This is a genomic window from Streptomyces sp. NPDC088553 (genome assembly GCF_044752965.1).
Lineage (GTDB): Bacteria > Actinomycetota > Actinomycetes > Streptomycetales > Streptomycetaceae > Streptomyces.
The window spans coordinates 895,309-917,832 of sequence record NZ_JBIVMG010000001.1 but is presented as its reverse complement, the minus strand read 5'-3'; the positions used below and the strand labels follow the sequence as shown (position 1 = coordinate 917,832).

21 protein-coding genes are annotated in these 22,524 nt (G+C 73.7%); 9 read left to right on the top strand and 12 right to left on the bottom strand.

The genetic code is table 11. The annotated features are described in order from the left end of the window. The first annotated feature begins 205 nt into the window (after positions 1–205). On the top strand, positions 206–2,266 hold the full coding sequence (locus ACIP8Z_RS04045) for a SpoIIE family protein phosphatase (protein WP_402078381.1): 2,061 nt from the start codon (positions 206–208) through the stop codon (positions 2,264–2,266). Positions 2,267–2,319: 53 nt separating this feature from the next. On the opposite strand, the gene ACIP8Z_RS04040 is transcribed toward ACIP8Z_RS04045, so the two are convergent. From ACIP8Z_RS04040 to ACIP8Z_RS04030, 3 genes are all read right to left on the bottom strand, one after another. Then, positions 2,320–2,952, bottom strand: coding sequence for a DinB family protein (locus ACIP8Z_RS04040; protein WP_402078378.1), 633 nt, complete (start codon positions 2,950–2,952; stop codon positions 2,320–2,322). 111 nt (positions 2,953–3,063) lie between these two features. After that, entirely contained in the window at positions 3,064–3,459 is a 396-nt protein-coding gene (locus tag ACIP8Z_RS04035) for a molybdopterin-binding protein (protein ID WP_402078375.1), read from the bottom strand. A gap of 79 nt (positions 3,460–3,538) precedes the next feature. Beyond that, the gene (locus tag ACIP8Z_RS04030; protein ID WP_383860661.1) at positions 3,539–4,018 is read right to left on the bottom strand and encodes an Lrp/AsnC family transcriptional regulator; all 480 of its coding nucleotides are present in this window, start codon (positions 4,016–4,018) and stop codon (positions 3,539–3,541) included. 217 nt (positions 4,019–4,235) lie between these two features. On the opposite strand from ACIP8Z_RS04030, the gene ACIP8Z_RS04025 reads away from it, so the two are divergent. From ACIP8Z_RS04025 to ACIP8Z_RS04005, 5 genes are all read left to right on the top strand, one after another. Beyond that, positions 4,236–5,648, top strand: coding sequence for an FAD-dependent oxidoreductase (locus ACIP8Z_RS04025; RefSeq protein WP_402078372.1), 1,413 nt, complete (start codon positions 4,236–4,238; stop codon positions 5,646–5,648). 102 nt (positions 5,649–5,750) lie between these two features. Further along, entirely contained in the window at positions 5,751–6,620 is an 870-nt protein-coding gene (locus ACIP8Z_RS04020) for an ABC transporter permease (protein ID WP_402078369.1), read from the top strand. Between the two features lie 148 nt (positions 6,621–6,768). After that, positions 6,769–7,722 carry a hypothetical protein gene (locus ACIP8Z_RS04015; RefSeq protein ID WP_402078366.1) on the top strand — a complete coding sequence of 318 codons (954 nt, stop codon included), beginning with the start codon at positions 6,769–6,771 and terminating at the stop codon, positions 7,720–7,722. Between the two features lie 339 nt (positions 7,723–8,061). Then, complete coding sequence (locus ACIP8Z_RS04010; protein WP_402078920.1) at positions 8,062–9,564, top strand: FUSC family protein; 1,503 nt, start codon at positions 8,062–8,064, stop codon at positions 9,562–9,564. A 292-nt stretch (positions 9,565–9,856) separates the two neighbouring features. After that, the gene (locus ACIP8Z_RS04005; protein WP_402078364.1) at positions 9,857–10,912 is read left to right on the top strand and encodes a lactonase family protein; all 1,056 of its coding nucleotides are present in this window, start codon (positions 9,857–9,859) and stop codon (positions 10,910–10,912) included. 100 nt (positions 10,913–11,012) lie between these two features. On the opposite strand, the gene ACIP8Z_RS04000 is transcribed toward ACIP8Z_RS04005, so the two are convergent. Together ACIP8Z_RS04000 and ACIP8Z_RS03995 are read right to left on the bottom strand one after the other, a co-directional pair. Next, positions 11,013–11,936 (bottom strand): sirohydrochlorin chelatase, encoded by a 924-nt coding sequence (locus ACIP8Z_RS04000; protein WP_402078362.1) that lies wholly within the window; start codon positions 11,934–11,936, stop codon positions 11,013–11,015. A 50-nt stretch (positions 11,937–11,986) separates the two neighbouring features. Then, positions 11,987–13,090 (bottom strand): BadF/BadG/BcrA/BcrD ATPase family protein, encoded by a 1,104-nt coding sequence (locus ACIP8Z_RS03995; protein ID WP_402078918.1) that lies wholly within the window; start codon positions 13,088–13,090, stop codon positions 11,987–11,989. A 143-nt stretch (positions 13,091–13,233) separates the two neighbouring features. Here ACIP8Z_RS03995 and ACIP8Z_RS03990 point away from each other — a divergent pair, with 143 nt between their 5' ends. Beyond that, positions 13,234–13,911 (top strand): uracil-DNA glycosylase, encoded by a 678-nt coding sequence (locus ACIP8Z_RS03990; protein WP_402078359.1) that lies wholly within the window; start codon positions 13,234–13,236, stop codon positions 13,909–13,911. 69 nt (positions 13,912–13,980) lie between these two features. On the opposite strand, the gene ACIP8Z_RS03985 is transcribed toward ACIP8Z_RS03990, so the two are convergent. Further along, entirely contained in the window at positions 13,981–15,063 is a 1,083-nt protein-coding gene (locus ACIP8Z_RS03985) for a WD40/YVTN/BNR-like repeat-containing protein (protein WP_402078357.1), read from the bottom strand. A 145-nt stretch (positions 15,064–15,208) separates the two neighbouring features. Next, positions 15,209–16,294 carry an NADH:flavin oxidoreductase/NADH oxidase gene (locus ACIP8Z_RS03980; protein WP_402078355.1) on the bottom strand — a complete coding sequence of 362 codons (1,086 nt, stop codon included), beginning with the start codon at positions 16,292–16,294 and terminating at the stop codon, positions 15,209–15,211. 124 nt (positions 16,295–16,418) lie between these two features. Between ACIP8Z_RS03980 and ACIP8Z_RS03975 the strand changes: the two genes are divergently transcribed. Next, complete coding sequence (locus ACIP8Z_RS03975; protein ID WP_402078352.1) at positions 16,419–16,784, top strand: ArsR/SmtB family transcription factor; 366 nt, start codon at positions 16,419–16,421, stop codon at positions 16,782–16,784. A gap of 109 nt (positions 16,785–16,893) precedes the next feature. Here the strand turns inward: ACIP8Z_RS03975 and ACIP8Z_RS03970 are convergent, their stop codons facing one another. Then, positions 16,894–17,541, bottom strand: coding sequence for a DUF305 domain-containing protein (locus ACIP8Z_RS03970; protein WP_402078349.1), 648 nt, complete (start codon positions 17,539–17,541; stop codon positions 16,894–16,896). 272 nt (positions 17,542–17,813) lie between these two features. On the opposite strand from ACIP8Z_RS03970, the gene ACIP8Z_RS03965 reads away from it, so the two are divergent. Next, on the top strand, positions 17,814–19,253 hold the full coding sequence (locus ACIP8Z_RS03965; protein WP_402078915.1) for an LVIVD repeat-containing protein: 1,440 nt from the start codon (positions 17,814–17,816) through the stop codon (positions 19,251–19,253). Positions 19,254–19,280: 27 nt separating this feature from the next. Here the strand turns inward: ACIP8Z_RS03965 and ACIP8Z_RS03960 are convergent, their stop codons facing one another. The 4 genes from ACIP8Z_RS03960 to ACIP8Z_RS03945 form a co-directional block, all read right to left on the bottom strand. Next, entirely contained in the window at positions 19,281–19,925 is a 645-nt protein-coding gene (locus ACIP8Z_RS03960) for a TetR/AcrR family transcriptional regulator (protein WP_402078347.1), read from the bottom strand. A gap of 129 nt (positions 19,926–20,054) precedes the next feature. Then, positions 20,055–20,738, bottom strand: coding sequence for a phosphatase PAP2 family protein (locus ACIP8Z_RS03955; protein WP_402078345.1), 684 nt, complete (start codon positions 20,736–20,738; stop codon positions 20,055–20,057). Between the two features lie 89 nt (positions 20,739–20,827). Next, a complete protein-coding gene (locus tag ACIP8Z_RS03950) occupies positions 20,828–21,769 on the bottom strand; it encodes a M56 family metallopeptidase (RefSeq protein WP_402078343.1) in 942 nt (313 codons plus the stop codon). A 119-nt stretch (positions 21,770–21,888) separates the two neighbouring features. Beyond that, entirely contained in the window at positions 21,889–22,524 is a 636-nt protein-coding gene (locus ACIP8Z_RS03945; protein WP_402078341.1) for a DUF5134 domain-containing protein, read from the bottom strand.

Genomic DNA, 22,524 nt, shown 5'->3' with positions numbered 1-22,524 from the left:
GCTGCCCCGGTTTCCCCTTCCCCCTCCGATCCCCGCCCCTCCCGCCCCCACCCACTCTCGTCCCCACCCACCCACCGCGTCCCTCCTCCCCCTCCCCACCGCATCGATCGGCCGCACAACGCAGAGCCCACCCCCAGGTCCTCGGCTAGGGTGATCCGATAGGGAATACGCCCCCCGGGGCCGGGCCGATGCGTAGGTCGATGCGTTGGAGAACCACGAGTCGTCGAGCAGGGTCCCGCAGCCGCCCCGGGCGGCCGTCGGGGACGCGGGTGTGCTCCGCGAGCTGCTCCCGATCGCCCTCTGGCGCGAGGACGCCGAGGGTCGCATCGTCGAGTGGTCGCTCGCCGCGCAGGATCTCCTGGGCCACCGCCCCGAGCATGTGATCGGACTGCTCGCCACACCCCTCCTCGTCCCCGACGCCAACCGTGAACTCGCCGAACGGCTCACCCATCGCGTCCAGGCCGGCGAGACCATGGTCGGCACCCTGCCCGTCCGGCACCGCGACGGGCACACGATCGCCATGGAGATGTGGATCGTGCCGGCCGCCGACCCGGAGGGCCGGCCGGGCGCGATGCTCATCGCGGTGGAGACCTCCGAGGTCCTGCGCATGCGGGAGAACCTCGCGGCGATGGAGAGCCTCTTCACCCAGTCGCCGATCGGTCTCGCCCTGCTCGGCCCCGACCTGCGGTTCCTCCGGGTGAACGACGCCCTGGCCCGGATGAACGGGGTGGCGGCCGCCGAGCACGTGGGCCACCGCCTCACCGAGGTGGTGCCCGGCGTCAACGCCGCCTCCCTCGAATCCCTGATGCGCCAGGTCCTGGAGAGCGGGAACGCCGTCGTCGACGCCCGCCGGGTGGGCCGTACCCCCGCCGACCCCGATCGCGACCACATCTGGTCCTGCTCGTACGCCCCGCTCATCGACCGCACCGACCGGCGGTCCCTCGGACTCATCGCGTCCCTCGTGGACATCACCGAGAGCCAGGAGGCGCACACCGAGGTCGAGCGGGCCCGCCACCGCTTCGCCCTGCTCGCCGAGGCCGGGGCGCGGATCGGCACGACCCTGGACCTGCAGCAGACGGCCGAGGAGACGGTACGTTTCCTCGTGCCGCAGCTGGCCGACTCGGCGGACGTCCAGATGCTGGAGTCCGTCCTCGAGCCGGACGACCCGGTCGCCTCCACGCGCGGGGTGCTGCGGCGGCTCGCGGCCCGCTTCCCGGACCCCACGGCGCCCACGTCCCTGCTCGTCCCGGGGCAGACCTTCCAGATCCCGCTGGACTCCGTGTACGAGGGGGTCGTCGCCCGCGGCCGGCCCACGAACCTCTTCACGTCCGACATCCCGCACCTCTTCACCGACCCGCGGACCGAGGCGCTCCGCACCTACTTCGCCACCCGCATCGGCTCGGCACGGCTCATCCCCATGGTGGCCCGCGGCCAGGTGCTCGGCTCGGTCACGGTGACCCGGCTGCGGACCCGCGAGCCCTTCGACGCGCAGGACTGCGTCCTCATCGACGAGGTCGTGGCCCGGGCCGCCCTCAACATCGACAACGCCCGCCTCTATACGACCCAGCGGGAGGCCGCCCTCACCCTTCAGCGCAGCCTCACCAACAGCGCGCTGCCCGACGTCACCGGGCTCGAACTCACCGGCCGCTACCTGCCCGCGAGCGCCCATGACGTCGGCGGCGACTGGTTCGACGTCATCGCCGTGCCGGGCGGCAGGACGGGTCTGGTCATCGGCGACGTCATGGGGCACGGCATCCACGCGGCCGCGGTCATGGGCCAACTGCGCACGGCGGTACGGACCCTGGCCCGCCACGACATCCCGCCGGCGGAGATGCTCAGCTCCCTCGACGCCGTCGTCGCCGACCTCGGTGAGGACACCATGGCGACCTGTGTGTACGCCGTTCACGACCCGGCCACCGGCGGCTGGGTCATCGCACGCGCCGGTCATCCTCCGCCGGCCGTGGCCACCCCGGACGGGACGATCGCCTTCCTCGACGGGCCGTCGGGAACCCCGCTGGGCACGGGCGCCCACGACTTCGGCACCGAGGAGATCTCCCTGCCCGAGGGCGGGCTGCTCGTCCTCTACACGGACGGTCTCATCGAGGCCCGCGACCGCGATCTCGACGAGGGGATGCGGCAGCTCGCCCGGGCGCTCCGGCACCTCGAACGCCCCCTGGACGAGCTGTGCGACGACATCCTGAAGCAGCTGCTCGCGGGGCCCGCGCAGGACGACGTGGCGATGCTGCTCGCCCGTACGACCCGCTGAAATCCCGTACGGGGGGAAGAGGGTTCTCCTAGGGGTCTTCGGGGTGGCCGGCCTCAGGATCCCGCGTGCCGGAGGCGGTACAGGTCGCGGAGGAGGGCTATCTCCGCCCCGTGGTGCAGGAGTTCCTGGTTCACCCACCAGACGGTCTCCAGGAAGGGGTCCTCCGGATCGCTGCCGTGCGGGTAGGTGCTGTACCCGACGGTGTCGAGCGCCGCGTCGTCGGCGGACAGCAGCGCGTCCCGCCAGGCGCCGGCGGCGGTGTCGAACGCGGCGACGGCCGTCTCGACGTCCCCGCTGATCGGGTAGTCGTCGCGGGTGAGGGAGTGGCTGCCGTTCGTGTGGTCGGCGCGGAGCGCGAGCAGCTCGCTGAGGTGACTCAGCCGCCAGGCGATCGTCGTGAACGGCGGCGGTGCCGGGTGCGGTGGCGGAGTCGCGTCCCGGCCCCAGTCGCCGGAGGCGGTGCCGGTCAGCACGGTGGCGCGCGGTCCGGGCCCGTCGGTGCGGCGCCGGACGGACCAGCAGCCGGGGCCCGGCTCCCAGAGGTACTCCGCGTCGGTCATCGGGCCGACCTCGACGTCCGTACCGTTCCCGCTGTCCACCACCGGCCCCGCCATGCGGTCGGTCAGCCGCCGGCGGGCGAAGTCGAACTGGTCGAGGAGGGGGACGAGCCGTGCGGGTATCGCCATCGGGGGCTCCGGATCGCAGAGGGGCGGGGCAGGTCGGGTCGGCGGGCGGAGTGCCGCCGGAGGCGAGGGCGGAGGTGCCGGTGGAGGTGCCGGCGGAGGGGGCGGACCGGATCAGACGCGGTCGATGTGCACGCTCGTCGACTTCACTCGGGCGGTGGCCTGCATGCCGACCTCTAGCCCCAGCTCCTCCACGGCCTCACGGGTGAGGAGCGAGACGAGCCGGTGCGGACCCGCCTGGATCTCCACCTGCGCGGCGATGTCGCCGAGTTTGACGGCCGTGACGATGCCGGGGAACGCGTTGCGCGCCGACGTGTACGCCATGTCCTCGTCGCCCTGAGCGCTCTGCGCGACCTCGACGGAGAACGCGGCCAGGTCGCGGCCGTCGATGAGGCGTCGGCCGTTCTCGTCGCGATGGGTGACGAACCGGCCGCCGTCGGCCCAGCGGCGTGCGGTGTCGGGGCTCACGCCCAGCAGGCGCGCCGCCTGCCCGATGGTGTAGGACTGCATGTGCGAGAGATTACGCCCCCGAGGCTCGCATATGCAAGGAAAGTGCGCATATCTCGCCGAGCGGGGCAAGTCCTGTGATTCAGGCGGAATCCGATCGCCGTCCGACCGCCTCGACCAGCGGCAGCAGCCGGTGGGCCACTCGCTCCCGCAGCGCGATCTCGGTCCGGGTGCGGACCACCCCGGGCAGCTGGATGAGCCGCTGGATGACGTCCTCCAGATGCCCGGCGTCGCGGGCGACCACCCGGGTGAGCAGATCGCCGCCGCCGGTGATGGAGAAGGCCTCCACGATCTCCGGCACGGCCGCGAGCGCGTCGCCGACCTCGTCGAGGTGTCCCTGGGTCACCTCGACGTGGACGAAGGCGAGCACCGGGTGCCCCAGTGCGGCAGGAGAGAGGACCGGACCGGTCGCGGTGATCACCCCGTCGCGCTCCAGACGGTCGATCCTCGCCTGTACGGTGCCCCGCGCCACGCCCAGGATCCGCGCGTACTCACGCACGCTCGTCCGCGGCTGCTCGATGAGCAGCCGCAGGATCCGGGTGTCGAGCTCGTCCACGGCCATACGCGGTGGCCCTCCTCGGTTCCTTCGGCCCGGTACGGGATGCCTGGGTTCGGTGCCTGGGTTCGGAATCGTTTCATTCCGGTACGGAATCCGCTCCTCCGGGTGCCCCGCGGGCACACCGCGGTGGCCGGAGAGCGACTGAGCCCGGTGCCTCCGGGTATCTCCCGAGGAGGAGCACCGCGTGCCGTCCGCCGGGCACCCGCGGAGAGGAGCGATCATGCGACGCGGATCCGGGAACTCGTACTGGATGGCGTCGGCGCCGCCGCCCGGCGCCGCGCACCCGCCCCCGGACGGTGATCTCTCCGCCGACGTGGCCGTCGTGGGGGCCGGTGTCGCCGGAGTGTGCACCGCCCGGGAACTGGTCCGCGCGGGGGCCGACGTGGTCCTCCTGGAAGCCGACCGGATCACGACCGGCGTGACCGGGCACGCCGCCGGTGAACTGACCTCCCTGCACGGCCTTTGCTACGCACAGCTGCGCCGCCAGCGGGGCCCGGAGTCCGCGGCCCTGTACGCCGACGCCCAGGAGGACGCCCTGTGCCGGGTGGCGCGGGACTGCGCGGAGCTGGGCGTCGACGCGGGGATCGAACACCGGCCGGCGTTCACGTACACCGTCGACGAAGGCAGTGCGGCCGAGATCCACGAGGAGGCGGATGCAGCCGCGGAGGCGGGCCTGCGGGCGACGACGGTGACGGACACGGGGCTCCCGTACCCGGTCGTGGCCGCCGTGCAGGTGGAGGACCAGCTGCAGTTCCACCCGCGCCGGTTCGTGCTCGGCATGGCGGACGACTTCGTCGCGCGGGGCGGCCGCCTCCACGAGGGCACGCGCGTCACCGAGCTCCACGACGGCGCCGAATGCCGCCTCACGGCGGAGGGCGGAGCCGCTGTCCACGCCCGGGACGTCGTCCTCGCCACCCACTTCCCGCTCCGCTGCCACAGCAGTCTCCTGGTGCGCCTCTCGGTGCGCCGGGAACTCGTCGTCGCCGCGGCCGTGGACGAACGCCATGCCCCGTACGGCATGTACGTGACGTTCGACGACGGCGCCCGGTCGGTGCGTCCGGCTCCGCTGGGCGAGGGCCGGCGGTTGCTGATCGTGGCGGGCGAGGCGTTCGAGCCGGGCAGCGGGGGCGTGCCCGAGCGGTACGACAGCCTGGAGGCCTGGGCACGCGGGCACCTGCCGGGCTTCGCCGGGGCGGCGGAGATCCACCGATGGGCGGCCCAGGACGTCCACACACCGGACGGGATGCCCTGTGTGGGCCATGAACACCCGGACACCCAGCACGTCTACGTCGCCACCGGCTTCGGCGGATGGGGCCTCAGCAGCGGCGTCGCCGCCGGCCGCCTGCTGGCCGCGCACGTGACGGGCGCGCCGCGCCCGGCCTGGACGGAACTCGTCGACCCGCGCCGCCACCTGCCGGTACGCGAGGTACCCGGGGTCGTACGGCAGCATTCCACGGTGGCGCGCCACTACGTGGCCGGCTTCCGGACGCCACGCCGCTGCACCCACATGGGCTGCGAGCTGGGCTTCAACGAGGCCGAGCAGACCTGGGAGTGCCCCTGTCACGGCTCCCGCTTCGCGGCCGACGGCAGCGTCCTGCAGGGCCCGGCCACGCGCGCGCTGGCGGAGGACTGAGCCGGCGGACAGTGCGGGCGGTGCGCTGACGGGATGCCCCTGACGTCCCTGGCATCCCTGGCATCCCCACAGGACATGTATCCGCCGTGTATCGGGGAGCGCGTGATCGACCATCGAACCGGCCCGCCCGCAGTGACGGGCGACGGTGCGCACGGGGTCATCCCGCCCTCTCCTGACCGGCTCGACTTCGTCAGCGGCTCCCTGAAGGACCTCGGCCCCGGCCGGATCGCCGTGTCGAACAGCGTCGCCCGGGAACAGGGCGTGAGCGTCGGCGGCCGGATCAAGGCCGCACTCGGCCGGAACCAGCAGTTCGCGCCGTACACGGTCGTCGGCGTCTACCAGGACTACCCCACCGCGGGGGACGTGCTCGGCGCCCGCGCCGAGGTGGGACGGAACAGCCTCCTGCCGGACACCGTCCAGCGGATCCTCGTCCGCACCGACGGCGGCACGGTCTCCGACGCCGTCGAGGACCGGCTGCGTAACGCCACGGGCAACAGCCCGCTGGTCCAGGTGAAGGACCGGCAGGCCGTCGTCGACGAGGCCGCCGGCGCGATGGGCGAGCTCCTGACCCTGATGTACGGGCTCCTCGCCATCGGCGCCGTGATCTCCCTGCTCGGCATCGTCAACACCCTGGCCATGTCGGTCTCGGAACGCACCCGCGAGATCGGCGTCCTGCGCGCGATCGGCATGGACCGCGCCGGCGTCCGGCGGATGATCCGTCTCGAATCGGTGACCGTCGCCGCCTTCGGCACGCTCCTCGGCCTTGCGGGAGGGCTCTTCGGGGCCTGGGCGGTCGGGGCCCTGGCCAACGGCGCGCTGGAGGGCTACGCCCTGGTCCTGCCGTGGGGCACGCTGCTCCTCGTGTGCCTCGGCTCCCTGGCGATCGGCGTGGCCGCGGCGGCCGTCCCGGCCCGCCGGGCGGCGTCCCTGAGCCCGCTGGAGGCCGTCGGGGAGGGCGCGATGACGGGGTGAAGCGCACGCCGGACCGGAAGTGGAGACGGCCGGGGGAAGCGCGCGGCCGTCTTCCAGGACCGCCCGAGTGGGTGATCGGACCGGGCATCCGGCGGAGGCGGCGAGCGGGATCCCGGCCCCCGCGCGCGATCGGCGCAGAGTGGGCGGCGTGGACGTCGAGGAAGTCGCCGAGGAGTTGTACGGCCTGAGGCCGGCGGAGTTCGTGGCCGCGCGGGACACGTACGTCGCCCGGGCGCGCGCGGCGAAGGACGCGAGGGCGGCGAAGGCCATCGCCGCCCTGCGGCGCCCGTCGCTCGCCGCGTGGGCGGCGAACCGGCTGGCCCGGCAGCGGCAGCGGGAGGCTCAGCAGTTCCTGGCCCTGGGGGAGACGCTGAGGGAGGCCCACCGGACGCTCGACGCCGAGCAGCTGCGGGCGGCGAGCGGGCAGCGGCAGCAGCTGATCACCACCCTGGCCCGTACGGCCGGAGCGCTCGCGGGAGAAGCGGGGCTGTCCGTGAGTGACACCGTGCTGCACGAGATCGAGCAGACGCTGCACGGGGTTCTCGCCGACCAGGACGTGGCAGACCAGTGGTCGAGGGGCCGACTCGTCAAGACGCCCGAAGCGGTGGTCGGATTCCCCGCGGTCGCGCCGGGTGCGGTACCCGCGCGTCAGGCCCCGGCCGTCGAAGCGGCCGAAGCCACCGAGACCACCGAAGCCGCCGAGACCACCGAGAGCGAGGAGGCGGCCGAGGCCGCCGAGCAGCCGGCGCCGAAGAAGAAGCCGGCCCGCGGTGAGGCGGCGCGGCGGCTGCGCGAGCTCGAAGGTGCCCGTACGGCGGCGGAGGAAGCCGACGGCGAGGTCGGCCGGCGCGAGCGGGAGCTCGCCGAGGCCCGCGACGCGCGGCAGGCCGCGGCGGAGGCGGCCGAGGAGGCGGCCGAGCTGATCAGCCGCCTGGAGCGCGAGCTGCACGACGGCCGGAAGGCCCGGCAGGAGGCGAGGACCGCGTCCACGACGGCCGGCAAGGCGGTGACGACCGCGGAGCACGCCCTGCGGGACGCCCGCCGCGCCGCCGCGCAGGCCGCCGACGCTCTTCAGGGCCTGGAGGGCCGGAGTCAGGAGTGAGCCGGGCCGCGCGGGCGTGGCACGGCTCACCGGCAGAGGTGACCGGGCAGGGACGGCGACACGAGGAAGGCGGGGTGGTCCGTTGGCCGCCGGACGGCCGACAGGGTCCGCCCTTCACTGGGCCAATGGCCCACCCGACGGGCCGTGAGTTGAGCCAGAGGCACCATGGATGGTTTCCTTGGTGTATCCAGGTACTTTCGGCGCCGCGCAGCGCCGGGGCGGCGACGAGGCCGGTCCGGACCGCGGCGCCTTCGTCATGTCCACGAGCTCCCACCACCCCGGGACGCCGTGCGCAGGGCGGAAGGCAAGACGAGGGGGCGGTTCACAGCCGTGAAGAGGATGTTCGTGGCACCGGATCCGGGGCACGTCAGGTTGAAGAACTCGCTGCGCGCCGTCCTGGGCATCGCGCTCGCCGTCGCGCTCGCGGAGCTCGCCGGCCTCTCGCTGACCGCGTCGATCACCGGCGGTCTCGCCGCGCTGCTCGCGCTCTTCACCGTGATGGACTCCACCGTCCGCGCGCAGGCCGTCACCACCCTGCTCCTCCCGGCCGCGGGCTTCCCCGTCCTCGCCCTCGCCACCGCGCTGCACGACATCACCCTGCTGCGGGACATCGCCTTCCTCGCCGTCGTCTTCTGCGGGGTCTACGCCCGGCGCTGGGGCCCGCGCGGCCACGCGCTGGGGATCTTCGCGTTCATGAACTTCTTCACCACCCAGTTCCTGCACGCCGTCCCCGGGCAGCTCCCCGAGCTGTACGCGGCCGTCGCCATCGCCCTGGCCGCCGCCGGCGCGGTGCGCTTCCTCCTGTGGCCGCTGGAACGCCGTACGCCTCCGCCCGCCGCGCCGACCCCGCTGCCCGGCGCCGGGCTCTCGCGGGTGACCACCCGGCAGGCGATCCAGGCCGCGGCCGCGTGCGCCGTGGCGCTCGCGATCGGCCAGGTGCTCTCCGAGGACCGCTGGTACTGGGCCGTCGGCACCACGTGGTGGATCTTCGTCAACACCGTGTCGCGGGGCGAGACGCTGGTACGCGGCTTCCGCCGGGTCCTCGGCACGGTGATCGGCATCGCCGTCGGCATGGTCGTCGCCATCCCGCTCGACGGGGCCGTCGTCCCCACCGCCGCCCTGGTGGCCCTCTGCGTCTTCGGGATCTTCTACACCGCGCCCGTCTCGTACAGCTGGATGATGCTGGCCGTGACCGTGATGGCGGGTCTGCTCTACGGGCTCCTCGGCGTGCTCGATCCGGCGCTGCTGGTGCTCCGCCTGGAGGAGACCGCCGTGGGCGCGGTGTCCGCGGCGCTCGCCGTGCTGCTCATCCTCCCGGTCACCACGCACGCGATCAACGACGCCTGGATCCAGCGGGCGCTCCAGGGCGTGCGGTCGGCGACCTCCGCCTCGCTGCGGCGCCTGTCCGGTGACGAGGACGCCGACCCGACCCCGCACGCCGCCGAACTGGAGCTGCTGCTCGGACGCGTACGGCTCTCGCTCGCCCCGCTGGTCCACCCGCTGAGCCCGTTCCGCGGCAGGAAGGCCCGCGCGCGGCGGGTCCTGGCGCTGCTCGACGAGTGCGCCGACGAGGTGCGCGGGCTCGCCGCCGTGGCGGCCGACCCGGCCGCGAGCCACGACGCCCGCCTCGCCGCGGCCTGCTGGCGCGTCGAGGCCGCGGTGGAGCGGCTGACGACGCCCCGGGGTGGCCGCGAGGCAGCGGAGCGGGTGGCGGCGGACGGTGCCGTCGCCCCGGCCGCCGGTCAGGCGGCGCTCGGGCACGTCAGCGGTCTGGAGAAGCTCCTCGCCGCGCTGGACGAACCGCTGCGGACGCCGCCGGGCTCGTTGCTCGTCCGCCCCTGACGATTCCGGCGCGCCCCCCCCGCGTATCCCGGGCACGTCTGCGGCACGTCCCGGGCACGCCCACCGCGCGTCCCGAGGGCGTGACCCCGCCACTCCCCAGCACGTCTGCGGCGATCCCCGGCGCGCCCCGGCCACCTCGGCATCGCCGCGGACCCTGCCGACGCGCCCGCCCGTCCAGTCCGCCCGACCCCCCGCTTCGGCCCGCCCACCCTCTCTGGTCTAGACCGCCTGCTACCGTCGGCCGGACGCAGGCCGGTCGACCGCGACCGGCCACGGAGACAGGGGAGGCGCCGTGGGCGGCACAGGGACGGTTCGGGACCGGAGCGCCGTACGGGCGTACATCGGCTCCTTCACCTCGGCGGGCGGGCGGGGAGTCCTCGCCGCCGACGTGGACGCGGAGACCGGCGCGCTGACCGTCACCGGCGGCAGTGACGCCCTCGCCGACCCCTCGTTCCTCGCCCTCGCGGGCCCCGTGCTGCACGCCGTGTCCGAGACCGGCGCGGGGGCCGTCGCCGCCTTCGACGTCAGCGGACCCGAACCCCGGCTCCTCGGCGCGCCCGTCCCCGTCGACGGCGCGGCACCCACCCACCTCGCCCTCGCCGCCGGGCACCTCCTCACCGCCAACTACACCTCCGGCAGCGTCACCGCCCTGCCCCTGGACGACGACGGCACCGCCCGCCCCGCCACGACCGTCCTCCGGCACGAGGGCAGCGGCCCCGTCATCTCCCGGCAGGCCGGCCCACACGCCCACCAGGTGCTGCCCGACCCCAGCGGCCGCTGGATCGTCAGCGTGGACCTCGGCACCGACTCCGTACGGATCTGCGCCCTGGACCCCGGCACCGGGGCCCTCACCCTCCACGGCGAGACCGCGCTGCGCCCCGGCACCGGACCGCGCCATCTCGCCTTCCACCCGGCCGGCACGCACGCGTACGTCCTGAACGAGCTGGAACCCACCCTCACCGTCTGCCGCTGGGACGCCGACGCCGGCGTCCTCGAACCGCTCGGCGAGACCCCCGTCGTCCCCGAGGGCACCGCAGGACCCAGCTACCCCTCCGAGGTCGTCGTCGCCCCCGACGGGCGCTTCCTCTGGGCCGCCGTGCGCGGGGACGACACCCTCGCCGTGCTCGCCCTCGACCCCGACGGGGCCAAGGCCACCCTGGTCGCCACCGTGCCCTGCGGCGGAACCTGGCCCCGCGACCTGACCCTCGCCCCGTCCGGCCGGCACCTGTACGCCGCCAACGAGCGCTCCGGCGACGTCACCTGGTTCGCCCTCGACCCCGACACCGGGATCCCCGTGCGCGGGGGCTCCGTCGAGGCCCCCGCCGCCTCCTGCGTCGTCCTCGGCTGAGGCCGGGCCCCAGCCCCGCGAGACCGTACGCCGACACACCGAAGGGCCCGCGCCGGACATCCGGTGCGGGCCCTTCGACGTACGGGCGGGGTGGCGGGCCTCAGAGCGAGGGCGCGCCCTGCGGCTGCTGAGGCGGGATGCCGAGCGCGGCCGTGTACTGCGAGAGCACGAGCTTGCCGATCGCCGGGTAGGCGCCCAGCGGCTCGGCGGCGGCGCAGCCGGCCTCCTTCGAGGCCTCGTCGAGCAGGCCGTCGGCCAGCTCGGGGCCGATCAGGTACGGGGCGAGCGCGAGCTGCTCCGAACCGGAACCGCGCAGCTGCTCGGCGACGGAGGCGATCGAACCCTCCTGGTCCAGCGCGGCGGCGATGACGGGCACGGCGAGACGAGCGGCCAGCAGCATGCCGGTGATCCCGGCGGCCTGCACGGCCTCGTCGCCGCCGACCGTGGCGAGGATGATGCCGTCGGCGGCCGTCGCGACCGTGAACAGCCGGGCGCGGTCGGCGCGGGCCAGACCCGCCTCGGAGAGGCGCACGTGCAGCGCCTCGGCGAGCAGCGGGTGCGGGCCGAGGACATCGGTGAGCTCGGCGGTGTTGCCGGCGTCCATGACGGCCTGGCGGACCTGGCGCGTCTGCGCGCTGTCCGGACCCGCGAGCAGCGGCACGACGACCGAGGCGGGGCCGGCGGGGGCGCTGACCTCGCGGCCGGCGGCCACGGCCAGCTCGTACCGCTCGGTGCGCAGCGTGGCGGCGGCCGTCAGCACGGCCGCGAGCGAGGGGTACTCGCTGTCGTCGCCCTCGACGAAGCCGATCAGGGCGTCGAGGCCGGGCAGCTCGGAACGGGCGATGCTCACGACCTCTTCGGCCAGCGAGCGTATGGCGGCGGACGGCACGCCGGGCACAGCGAGAACCAGTGCGGGAGCGCCCTCGGGCGCCGCCGCGGGTTCGGGGCGACGGTGCCGCCCGGACTGACGGGGTCGAGGCATTCGTACAGGCAGGCCGGAAGCAGGCCCAGTGGGGGAGCTCATGGCGCCGCATGCTACTGGTTTCGCCCGGGGCGGCGTCGGCTGAGGTACGATCATGCGCCTTCTGCCCCTCTATGTCCCCCCAATGGCGCGTCCGGAATGCGGTCCCCGCCTTCGCCGCGGGTCGACGCACCGCCTCCCACCTGGGCGGATGAGGCCGCTCGCGGAGCGTCCTCGCCGAACAGGCGCAGCAGGGCGGGGTCCTCCGGCAGCCGCAGCGTGCCGGTGGCGAGCGCCGCCGCGAGCGCGACGGCGCCGGCCAGCGGATCCCCCGCGGGGTCCACGGTCCGGGCCTGCGGGACGAGCTCCCCGAGCGCCGCGCGCAGCGGTACGAGCAGGGGGGCGCCCATCTTGAACAGGCCGCCGGTCAGCGCCACCAGCGCCCCCGCCCCGGCCGGGCACGCCGCCTCGGCGGCCTCGGCGATGTGCCGGGCCGCCCGCGCCAGGATGTCCGCCGCCGCCGGGTCCTCGGCGGCGCACAGCCCCACCTCGGGGGCGAAGGAGGCGAGCACCGCGGGCCGGTCGGTGCGGGGGTAGAGCGCGCCCGGCAGGCCGGCCGCAGGACCGAACAGCTTCTCCGCCCGGGCCAGGAGCGCCGCCGAACCGCCCCGCCGCCCGTCGTACGCGCGCATGGCCGCCTCCAGGCCCGCCCGGCCGATCCAGGCACCGCTGCCGCAGTCGCCGAGGAGGTGGCCCCAGCCGTCGGCCCGCCGCCAGGACGTCAGGTCCGTGCCGAGCGCGATCATCCCCGTACCGCCGGCGACGACGGCCCCCGGCCGCTGCCCGAGCGCACCGGCGTACGCGGTGACGGCGTCGGCCGCCAGCGCGAGCCGCCGTACGCCCCAGGCCTCGGCGAAGGCACCCGGCAGCTCGGCCCGCAGTTCGTCCCCGAGGGTCGCCATCCCGGCGGCGCCCACGGCCGCGGCGACGACCGGCCGCGCGCCGTGAGGCTCCGTCAGGGACCGGACGGCGGGCAGGACCTGGTCGAGGAAGTGCCGGGCGGAGATGCCGCCGGGGCCGGTCCGCACCGGTTCGCGCGACGCGCGGGTGTCGAGCACGGCGCCGCTCACCGCCTCGGCCAGCGCGATCCGGAGTCCCGAACCCCCGGAGTCGACACCGACGACCAGCGCACCGGAAGGATCGTTCACGGAAGCCATGGGGAGGAAAGGGGTCATGGTGCACCGTCCTCGCGACGAGTGGGGCGGGGGAGTGGGCGGAGTCTAGGGGCAAGGCCCCCTGCGGGTGGCCCGGGACAGCGGTCGAAACGGGGTGTCACAGTAGGCCGGTAGAGTGACGGACCGTGACAGCGCGACCTTTGAAGGAACTGGTGGAGCCCGGCTGGGCGGAGGCTCTGAGCCCCGTGGCGGGCCGCGTGGCGGAGATGGGTGACTTCCTGCGGGCGGAGATCGCCGCGGGCCGGACCTATCTGCCGGCCGGACAGCACGTACTGCGGGCGTTCCAGCAGCCCTTCGACGACGTGCGGGTTCTGATCGTGGGTCAGGACCCCTATCCGACTCCGGGAATGGCGATCGGGCTCAGTTTCGCCGTCGCGCCCGAGGTCCGTCAGCTGCCGGGCAGCCTGGAGAACATCTTCCGGGAGCTGCACACCGACCTCGGGATGCCCCGGCCGTCGAGCGGCGACCTGACCCCCTGGACCCGGCAGGGCGTCCTCCTCCTCAACAGGGCGCTGACCACCGCCCCGCGCAAGCCGGCCGCCCACCGCGGCAAGGGCTGGGAAGAGGTCACCGAGCAGGCGATCCGCGCGCTGGCCGCCCGGGGCAAGCCGCTGGTGTCGATCCTGTGGGGCCGCGACGCGCGCAACGCCCGCCCGCTCCTCGGCAACCTGCCGGCGATCGAGTCCGCGCACCCGTCCCCGATGTCGGCGGACCGCGGCTTCTTCGGCTCCCGTCCCTTCAGCCGCGCCAACGAACTCCTCCTGGAGCAGGGCGCCCAGCCGGTGGACTGGCGCCTGCCCTGACCCGATCCGGCGGCCTCCTCCGTACGGAGGAGGCCGCCGGATCGGGTCAGGGCCGCGGGAAGCCGTGCCTCAGATCGCCGCCGCCCGCACGCACAGCACGTCCGGCAGGTGTTCGGCGAGGAGTCGCCAGCTGTCGCCGTCGTCGGCGCTCCCGTACACCTCGCCGTTGCGGTTGCCGAAGTAGACGCCCGCCGGATCCGCGTCGTCCGTGCACAGCGCGTCCCGGAGCACCGTGCCGTAGTGGTCGCCCTCGGGCAGGCCCCGGCTCAGCGGCTCCCAGGTGGCTCCGGCGTCGGTCGTCCGGTAGACCCGGCACCGGCGGCCGGCCGGGACCCGGTCGGAGTCCGCGGTGATGGGGAAGACATAGGCGGTGTCCGGGCGGTGCGGGTGCGCGGCGACCGCGAATCCGAAGTCGGACGGCAGACCGGAGCCGATGTCCGTCCAGCCGGCGCCCGCGTCGTCGCTGCGGAAGACGCCCCAGTGGTTCTGCAGATAGAGCCGGTCGAGGTTCCCCGCGTCCTGGGCGATCTTGTGGACGCACTGCCCGAAGACCGGGTGCGGATCCGGCAGGAACACCGCCGACACGCCCTTGTTGGAGGGTTCCCAGGCGGCGCCGCCGTCCCGTGAGCGGAACACCCCGGCGGTGGACACGGCGACGGTGACGGCCGCCGGGTCGCGCCGGTCGGTCACCACGGTGTGCACGGCCTCGCCGCCCCCGCCCGGCACCCACTGGGAGCGGGTCGGGTGCTCCCACAGCGGGCGGACGAGCTCGAAGGACTCCCCGCCGTCCGCGGACCGGAAGAGCGCGGCCGGCTCCGTCCCCGCGTACACGACGCCGGGGGAGTGCGCGGGTGCCGGGTGCAGCTGCCAGACGCGCTCCAGGGAGGCGCCGGTGTCCTCGGGGAAGGCGACGGCCGGCCGCGCCGGCTCGGTCCAGGTCCTGCCGAGGTCGTCGGAGTGGAAGACGGACGGCCCCCAGTGGGCGCTGTCCCCGCCCACGAGCAGCCGCGGGGTCGGCCCGCGGGTGTCGATGGCGACCGAGTAGACCGCCTGCGCGGTGAAGGCCGGATCGTCGAACTCCCATCGGCCGTCGTGCCTGCGGCCGATGAAGAGCCCCTTGCGGGTGCCTACGGTGAGGAGTACGTCGGGCATGACTGCCAACCTCCAGGACGCCGTTGTCGCGGATACGGGCCAGTCTGCACCCGGCCACTGACAACGGCTCCCGGACACTCCCGGAGACGCCCGCGCCCCGCCGTGCGCGCCCGTGGTTCGGGCGCCGTCGGTCGCCTCGCGGTCCTCAGATCGCCCAGGCGTACTGCGGCGGCGCCGCGTGCGTGGTCGCGCCCAGTTCGCGGGCGGCGCGGCGGGCCCAGGAGGCGTCGCGGAGCAGCTCGCGGCCGAGGAGGACCGCGTCGGCCTCGCCGTTGGCGACGATCTTCTCGGCCTGGCCGCTCTCGGTGATCAGGCCGACGGCGGCCACCGGCAGCCCGGTCTCGGCCTTGACGCGGGCCGCGAAGGGCACCTGGTAGCCGGGGCCGACCGGGATCTCGGCCGGTCCGCCGTTGCCGCCGCTGGAGACGTCGAGGAGGTCGACGCCGTGCTCGCGCAGGAGCGCGGCGAACCGTACGGTCTCGTCGACCGTCCAGCCCCGCTCCTCCAGCCAGTCGGTGGCGGAGACGCGGAAGAAGACGGGCAGTTCCTCGGGCCACACGGAGCGCACGGCGTCGACGACCTCCAGGGCGAGCCGGGTGCGGTTCTCGAAGGAACCGCCGTAGGCGTCGGTGCGGTGGTTGCTGTGCGGGGAGAGGAACTCGCCGATCAGATAGCCGTGGGCGCCGTGCACCTCGATGACCTGGAAGCCGGCGTCGAGCGCGCGGCGGGCCGCGTCCGCGAACTGCCCGGTGATCTCCCGGATCCGGTCGACGGTCAGCTCGGTCGGCACCGGGTAGCCCTCGGCGAACTCGACGGGGCTCGGCGCGACGGGCTGCCAGCCGGGCCCGCCCTCCGGGACGGGGCCGCGGCCCTCCCAGGGGCGCTTGGTCGAGGCCTTGCGTCCGGCGTGCCCGATCTGGATGCCGGGGACGGTGCCGTGGTCCTTGAGGAAGTCGGCGATGCGGCGCAGGGCCTCGGTCTGGGTGTCGTTCCAGAGGCCGAGGTCCGCCGGGCTGATCCGCCCCTCGGCGGCGACGGCGGTCGCCTCGACCAGGATCAGCCCGGTGCCGCCGGTGGCCCGGGAGGCGTAGTGGGCGAAGTGCCAGTCCGTGGCGACACCCGCGTTCGGTCCGGTCATCTCCGCCGAGTACTGGCACATGGGCGCCATCCATACCCGGTTGGGGACGGTCAGCGACCGCAGGGTGTAGGGCTCGAACAGGGCGACGCTCATGACGGACTCCGTTTCGGGATGCCTCGAAGGACGCTAGTACGGTAACCATCGTAGTACGGCATCTGTCAAACTACGAGGGTTCTCGTACAATGGCTCGTATCCCGGATGAAGTGGAGCCGCCGCCGTGACGACCGCCACCAGCCCTCGCGCCCTCGAACACCCCACGCGCGACCAGATCCGCCTGGAGGCGGTGCTGCACGCGCTCGCGGACCCGGTGCGGCTGCGGATCGTGCGGGACATGGCGCGCGAGCGCGCCGAACTGAGCTGCTCGTACTTCGACCTCCCGGTGACCAAGTCCACGACGACGCACCACTTCCGGGTGCTGCGCGAGGGCGGAGTCATCCGGCAGACGTACCGCGGTACGGCCAAACTCAACGCCCTGCGCGAGGACGACCTCGAAGCCCTCTTCCCGGGCCTGCTCGCCACCGTTCTCGCGGCGGCGGGAGCCCAGGCCGCCCGCGAGAACGCGCCCGAGCCCTCGGCCACCTGAGAGGCGCGCCCGGAGCCCCCGGGTCGTCCGCGACCGTGACTCGGTGCTCAGCCCCCACGGGGGAGGAGGCGACCGGCATCGCCCCCGGGGGACCTGAGCGCACCTCGGGTCACAGGGACCGCATCCTCCCGATCTCCGCCGACTGCTGGGCGATCACGTCGTTCGCCATCTCCTCCACGAGGACGTTGTTGCCCTCGCTCAGCACCTCGGCGGCCATCGTCACCGCCCCCTCGTGGTGCGTGATCATCAGCTTCAGGAACAGCTCGTCGAAGGCCTTGCCCTTCGCGTTCCTGAGCTCCTTCAGCTGTGCCTCGCTCGCCATGCCCGGCATCGAGTGATGGTCGTGGCCCGTCTGTTCGCGCGGACCACCGTTGTTTTTCAGCCAACCTTCCATCGCGCCGATCTCCGGCTTCTGTGCCGCCGCGATCCGCTCGGCGACCCCCTTCACCTGAGCCGAGGCCGCCCGCTGCGGGGCCAGCGCGGTCATGGTGAGGGCCTGCCGGTGGTGCACGATCATCATCTGCGCGTAGCTGAAGTCGGCGCTGTTCGGGCTCTGGTCCGGAAGGAGCTTCGCGGCCTCCTCGGGGGATATCCGCCTGGCGGGTTCCCCGGGCTTCCCCGGCGCGACCACCGTCCCGGCCGAACTCCTGGCCTCCGGTGCGCCCTTGTCGGGCCCCGACTCGCAGGCGCTCAGGGCGAGTACGGCGACGGCGGACAGGGCCGCGGCGACGACGGCACGCTGGCGGCGGATCAACAACGCGACCTCCAGATGTTCTTGCGGGGACAGTGACCGTTCCTAGCACTTTTCTCGTGGCTACCGATCAAAAACCTTCATTACGTCTGTGTTGCCATCTGTTGAGATGTGCACGGCAAGGAAGATACTGCCGGGGTCCAACACCCGTTCAACGCTGAACGGATACCAGGGAGGACGGAGTGACTTCGTTGCGTACCCCGCGTACCACGTCCATCACGCGCGACCCGCGTGCCAGGCTCAGACGCCTTGGCGTGGCATCCGCCGCGGCCGGACTGATGGCCACCATGCTCATGGCGGGCCCCGCCACCGCGACCCCCGACCCGGGAGACGTGCCCGCCCAGGGCAAGGTCTCCTCGGCGCAGGCGGCCGAGGCGCGTGCCGCGATACAGAGCGGTGAGATACCCGGCGTGGACGAGATCGTCCACAGCTCGAACATCGAGCACCTTGCCAACATCCCCAAGGACGCCCTCCCGGGCACCAACTCGGACCTCGCCTTCCAGGGCAAGTACGCCTTCGCCGGCAACTACGACGGCTTCCGGATCTTCGACATCAGCAACCCGAAGTCCCCGAAGACGGTCGCCCAGGTCCTCTGCCCGGGCTCCCAGAACGACATCTCCGTCTCCGGGGACCTGCTGTTCCTCTCGACGGACTCCTCCCGGAGCGACAACTCCTGCGCCAGCACGACGCAGCCCGCCTCCGTCAAGGAATCCTGGGAGGGCATGAAGGTCTTCGACATCAGCGACATCCGGAACCCGAGGTACGTCGCCGCCGTCGAGACCGCCTGCGGCTCGCACACCCACACGCTGGTTCCCAAGAAGCGGGACGTCTACATCTACGTCTCGTCGTACTCGCCCAACGCCGCGTTCCCGGACTGCCAGCCCCCGCACGACGGCATCTCGGTCATCAAGGTGCCCCGCAAGGCGCCGGAGAAGGCCGCGCTCGTCGGCTTCCCCGTCCTCTTCCCGGGCGAGGGCCCGGACGGCGGCGGCAACCCCGGCGGCCCGACCAACCCCGGCGTCTCCAAGACCACGGGCTGCCACGACATCACCGTGCTCCCGGAGAAGGACCTCGCGGCCGGTGCCTGCATGGGTGACGGCATCCTCTTCGACATCGAGGACCCCGAGCACCCGCGGGTGATCGACCGTGTCCAGGACAACGTCAACTTCGCGTTCTGGCACTCCGCGACCTTCAACCAGAAGGCCAACAAGGTCGTGTTCACCGACGAGCTCGGCGGCGGCGGCGCGGCCACCTGCAACGCCGAGGTCGGCCCGAACCGCGGTGCCGACGGCATCTACGACATCGTCGGCAAGGGCAAGAAGAGCAAGCTCGTCTTCCGCAGCTACTTCAAGATCCCGCGCCACCAGGCCGACACCGAGAACTGCGTCGCCCACAACGGCTCGCTGATCCCGGTCAAGGGCAAGGACATCATGGTCCAGGCCTGGTACCAGGGCGGCATCTCCGTCTGGGACTTCACCGACTCCCGCAAGCCCAAGGAGATCGCCTACTTCGAGCGCGGCCCGCTGTCCGCCACCACCATCGCCACCGGTGGCTCGTGGTCCGCGTACTACTACAACGGCTACATCTACTCCAACGACATCGCCAAGGGCTTCGACGTCCTGAAGCTCTCCGACCGCCGTACCGACCCCGCGAAGCGGATCAGGATGGACGAGCTCAACGTCCAGACCCAGCCGGACTACTTCGACTTCGGCCACTGAGCGGAGTCGTGACCGCCGGCCGTCGGCTCACGACGGCCGGCTGACGGCCTGACCACCAGGCGCGCCGTCGGGCGGACCCCCGTCCGGCGGCGCGCCCGCCTCCCAGTCCAGGCCGTAGCGGTGGAACAGCTCCGACCGCAGCCGCGCCAGCGGCATCTGCGCCCCCGGCAGCAGCACCGCCACCACCGCTCCCATCAACAGGGCGCGCAGCATCGGATAGTCCGTGTCCACGTCGTCGGAGCCGTACCGCGTCACCGTGTCCCGCAGCAGGAACGCGAGGCGCTGCTGTTCCGGGCACTGCACGAAGCCCTCGGCCTGCAGGATGCCCGCCATATGGGTCCGCATCAGGGTCGGCCGGTCCGCGGCGAGGCCCAGGATGGCGTCGATCGCGCGGGCCATGCGCTCGCGGCCGTCGTCCGTGCGCGGCTCGCGCTCCAGCGCCTCCTCCAGGGTGAGGTGCATCAGCCGGTGCACCGCCGACTGGAGGAGCTGCCGCTTGCCCGGGAAGTAGTACGAGATCAGCCCCCGCGCCGAACCGGCACGCTCCGCGATGTCACCGAGTGTCGTCGCCTCATAGCCACGCGTGTCGACGAGCTCCACCGTGGCCTGCAAAATGCGCTCCCGGGACCTGCGACGGAGCTCTTCATTGACCGATGGGCTACGCGGGGACATGCTTGACTCCTGCGTTGACTGGCTGCCGGCCAATATACTCGGCGCATCCCGTCGGGCTGCCCTCGTGACAGACCGCCGGGGACGCCGTCTGTTCTGGGCGACACGGGGGATCGTCCAGAACAGGCGGCTTCATCCTGTTCCTCCCATTCTGCTCTCCTCGCCGTCGCTCTCTCCGGGGCCGGCCCCGGGGAAGCGCCGCTCGCTCCAGCGGTACGTCAGGACCGCGGTGGCCACACAGCACCAGCCGAGCAGCCAGCCCCCGAGGACGTCCGAGGGCCAGTGCACGCCCAGATAGACCCGCGTCCACCCCACCCCGAGCACCGAGACGACCGCCACGCTCGCGAGGGCGCCCCAGCCGCGCCACTCGACGCGCCAGCGCAGCGCGAGGACCCAGAGCAACAGTCCGCAGGTGACCATGGCCGTCATCGCGTGGCCGGACGGGAACGCGGCGAAGCGCGCCGAGTCGACCGGATCGGTCCACTGCGGCCGGTCCCGCCCCACCAGCGTCTTGAGGCCCTGCTGGAGCCCCACGGCCAGCAGGCTCGTCACCGCCACCCACAGGGCGAGCCGCCGCTCCCGCCCCCACCACAGCAGCACCACCGTCGCGGCGGCCAGCGCGCGCATCGTCCACGGGTCCCACACCCAGTCGCTGAGGAAACGGTGCGCCTGAGTGAGCCCGGGATCGGCCACCGCGTCACGGTGGAGCGCCTCGGTCACCGACCGGTCGAAGGAGAGCAGGGGTGTCCACCCCACGGCGACGAGGACGAGCAGGAGAACGGCCAGGGCCCCGGAGATCACGGCGGAGGAGCGCATGTGTCGATCCTGCCCGACGATCGGCTCCGGGCGATCCTTCCCGCGCCCCGCGCGCGCCGTCGCGCGCGACCGGACCGGCGCGCCTGCCGTCACCCCTGTCCCAGCGCGCTGAGCGCCGGGACGAAGGCCACCAGCACCGGGATCACCGGCACCAGGGAGGCGGCCGCGGTCAGCCGGAGCCGGCGGCCCGCGGTGAGCCGGGGCGCCGCGGTCAGCAGCCGGTTCACCCGGCGCGGCAGATCGCCGTACGGGGCCTGGCCCGGCCCGAACACGCCCCGGTCCTCGTTCAGTTCGACCAGCGCGAGCGCGATCGTCAGCCGCCCGAACCGGCGCGAGGCCACATCGTCGGCGGCCAATTCCACCAGCCGGTGCATCTCCTCGCGGAAGGCCGCGAAGACCGGGATCCCCGGGAACCCGGCGGCCAGCGCCGCCGAGGAGTGCAGCAGCCAGTCGTGCCGGGCGCGCGCGTGCCCCTGCTCGTGCGCGAGGACGGCGTCCAGCTGACGGCCCTTCAACCGCCGCAGCGCCGCCGTGGTGATGACCAGCTGGGGTGCGCTCCCCGCCAGCCACCAGGCCTCCGCCCGCTCGCCCTCCAGGACCACGAGGCGCTCGCTGCCCGGCTGCTCGCCGGGGAGCAGGGGTGCGCGGACGAGCAGATCGCAGCGGCGCTGTCGGCGCTGTGACCGGGCCTGGCTGAACTCCCGGCCCAGCATTGCCCCGGACCACACCCCGCCGGCCGCCAGGGCCACCGCGAGCACCGCGGACCAGGGCCCTGTCGTGCCCAGTTCGTACGCGTCGATCACCGCGCGCGGCGCGGGCGCGAAGATCTGCCCCCGTACGGCCTGCCAGGCGGTCGACGCGCTGAACGTCATGGAGAGCGCGAAGCTCAGCAGCACGGCGGCGATCACGCACTGCCACACCCAGAGGGCCACCACGGGTTCTCGCTCGACCCAGTCCGCCCGCGACAGCAGCCGGGGGGCCGCGAGGGCGGTCGTAACTCCGAGCAGGAACAGCGCGAGGGAGACCCACATGGCGCCAGCCTATGAGCGCGGTACTGGTCGGGGGTATGCCCCGGGACGGCAAGTGACGTACGCCACGGTTTGGTTGGGCCGGGCCGCCCCTCGAAGCCCGGCCGGGCGCCGGGCGGGACTCACAGCGTCACCAGCATGGCCAGCATCGCGAGCGCCATCGACAGTCGGCAGGCGAGCGCCAGCTCCGGGCGGGCCGCCCAGTCGGGCGACGGCCCGGGACCCGGGCCCGGCCGGCCCGCCATCGGCGACCCCGGCCCGCCCGCCGCCGTCGGTCCCGGCCCGCCCGCCGCAGCCGTCGCCGGTATCGCGACCGGCACGAGTCTCGTGCCCGCGTGCAGCACGTACACCATGTAATAGAGGAGCAGCCCGCCCGTGACGACGGGTATGCCGCCCGCCGTGCCCGCCGTGTGCCCCGCGTGCGCCCCCGCGCCGGGAGCCGCCATCGACACCGCCATGTAGACCATGGCGAGCGAGCCGACGAGGTGGTGCAGATGGTGTCCGCCGTGCCGTACCGCCGCGAGACCGTGCAGCGCCGCGCCGCCGAACACCGCCGCGTACACCGCCCAGCTCCACTCCGGCGGAGTGAGCACCGCCGCGGGCAGCGCCATCGTCGCCATCCCGAAGCCCATCACCGCCTCGCCGCCCGCGGCCCGCCGCTCCTCCCCGGCGGACGCGCGCATCCGCAGCAGGCAGTACACGCCCGTCACCGCGCAGAGCACGACCACCAACCACCCGGACAGGGCCGGTCCGTGCAC